At 66.9% G+C, this 2,276-nt stretch carries 1 pseudogene; it reads right to left on the bottom strand.

The annotated features are described in order from the left end of the window. Positions 1–2,276: pseudogene (locus AC1DWI_RS20275) on the bottom strand (GH36-type glycosyl hydrolase domain-containing protein); the annotation flags it as partial.

Here is a 2,276-nt window from a genome sequence, read left to right as displayed (position 1 = left end):
GGTAGGCGCGGTCAGTGGCGCTGAGTGACAGATATGGCGCGCGAACAGCCGGCTTGCTGCCCCACCAGGCCACTGCGGGCGCCAGCGCCCACAGCAGGAAAAGCACCGGACCGATCAGGGGGTGCGGCCCCCAGCACGCGGCTGTGCCCAGCGCGAGGCATAACGCGGACACCGGGGCATGGTTGCGGACAAAAGCGCCCAGCGTGTACTGGGCGGAAGCCTGCGCCTGGGCGGCGGTGGTCCACTGCAGCAGATGGCGGCGGCTGATGGCCATGCGCCAGAGGGCCCGTGTGATGGCGTCGAACGACAGGGCGGCCAGGGYGGGCAGCTGGCTCAATTGCCAAAGCGCCTGGGCCATGCTGCGCGCCACATCGCGCATGCCGACGTCAAAGAAGTGCCCCCAGGCGATGCCTCGCCGCGTTGGAACCAGCCCTGCCAGCGCACCCATCAAGGGGCCGGCCAGGAATGCCAGCACGGTGAAAACCAGTGCCGTCGCCACAGGCAGCGCACCCGTGAATATTGTCCAGGTTAGAAGCGCGAAGCAGGCCGGGGCGATCATCGAGCGGCGCAGGTTATCCGCCATGCGCCACAGGCCCAGGGCATCAATGCCGTAGCGCTTCGCATGCAGCATCAGCGGCAGCAATTGCCAGTCGCCGCGCGTCCAGCGGTGCACACGTGATGCGGCCACGCCTGCGTGATGAGGATGGTCTTCCATCAGCACGACATCGCCTGCGTAGCCGCAGCGGGCAATGCTGCCTTCCAGCAGGTCGTGGCTCAGGATGGCGCCGTCGGGCATGCGGCTGTCCAGCACGGCATGCACGGCCTCGACATGCAGCAGGCCCTTGCCGATGAAGTTGCCCATGCCGAACACGTCCTGGTACAGGTCGGAGGTGCCGTTGCTGTAAGGATCCAGGCCGCGCTGGCCTGCAAACATCGCATGGAAAGGTGAACGCTCGTGATGGGCCGACAGGGGCATGGCCACGCGGGGCTGCAGGATGCCGTAGCCGGCGGTCACGCGCCGCGTCTCGCGATTGACGTGCGGCGTGTTCAGCGGGTGCGCAGCGATGGCCACCAGTTCGCGCAGGGAACCCGCCGGCAGGCTGGTGTCGCTGTCAAGCGTCAGCACGTAGCGTATGCCCGGTGCCAGCTGCATGTTGACGTCCACAGGGATAAATGGCGATGACGAGTGTCCGGCCAGTTGCCGCAACAGCATTTCGATCTTGCCCCGCTTGCGTTCCGCTCCGATCCAGCGGCGCTCCGTCGCGGACCAGCTGCGCGGGCGATGCAGCAGTAAAAACCTTGCCGGTGAGGCTGGGCTCGCCGGCGGGCAGGCTGCGTTGAGCGCGCGCAGTTTGACAAGGACGTCCTCGAGCAGCTCTGCATCGCCGGCCATGCTCTCGGCGTCGGCGTCGCCCCAGTCTGTCAGCAAGGCAAACTGCGCATGGGTTTCGCGGCTGGCCAGCCAGTGCAGCTGCAGGCGGTGCACCAGTTCGCTGTTGGCGCAAGCTGAAGAAAGCATCGAAGGGATCACCACCAGCACGCGGTGTTCAGCCGGGATGCCCGTGCTGAAGTCGAGACGGGCCAGGGGTTGTATGCGTGTGGATTCAGCGATCAGCCGGTGGATCAGCGCAGCGACCACTTCCGACGCGGGCCAGGCCATCAGCACCAGGGCTACCCACGCCGTCCAGGACAGCATGGCGAGCGGGTGCGCAGCCCAACTGAGCAACGCAGCGGTTCCGGCAATCCATGCGGCTGCGTAGAGCGGCAGGCGCCAGCCACGCGGTGTTTCAGGGGCCGGCGATGGTTTGTGGGGACCCGCCGCGGGCTGCAATGCTGCTTCCAGCAGGGGGCGGCCCGGTCCTATCAGGTAGTAGCCGGCAGTGTGGGCCGCCAGGGCGTTGTTGGGCTGGTGCGCGGCAGCCAGCACCGCTTCGGCGACGGCGCGCTCGGATTTACCGGTTTGCTGCGCCAGTCGCTCCATGGCGCGCGTGATCTGTTGGCGCGTCATCTCGCTTTCGCGGGAAAAGCTCGGCAGCCGGCGCAAGACCTGCAGGGAATGGCTGACCGGCTCGATCAGCTCCACCCACTCCACCTGGCCTATGAGCCGCAGGGTGGTGATGATGTTGCTGACGGTCAGGTTGGCGGCGACCTGGGTGGTTTGCCCTTCGCCGATCATGCCTAAGGCATCGCCGCAATGCTTTTCCGTCCAGCGGACGAGGGGTGGAGCCGAAGGCGAGTCCGGCTCTTCACGTTCGGCAGGCATGCGCTGCCAGAGC

It is taken from the genome of Polaromonas sp. P3_C2 (assembly GCF_056402675.1).
Note: the sequence above shows the minus strand (reverse complement) of the source record. Positions and strands in the feature narration are given on the sequence as shown.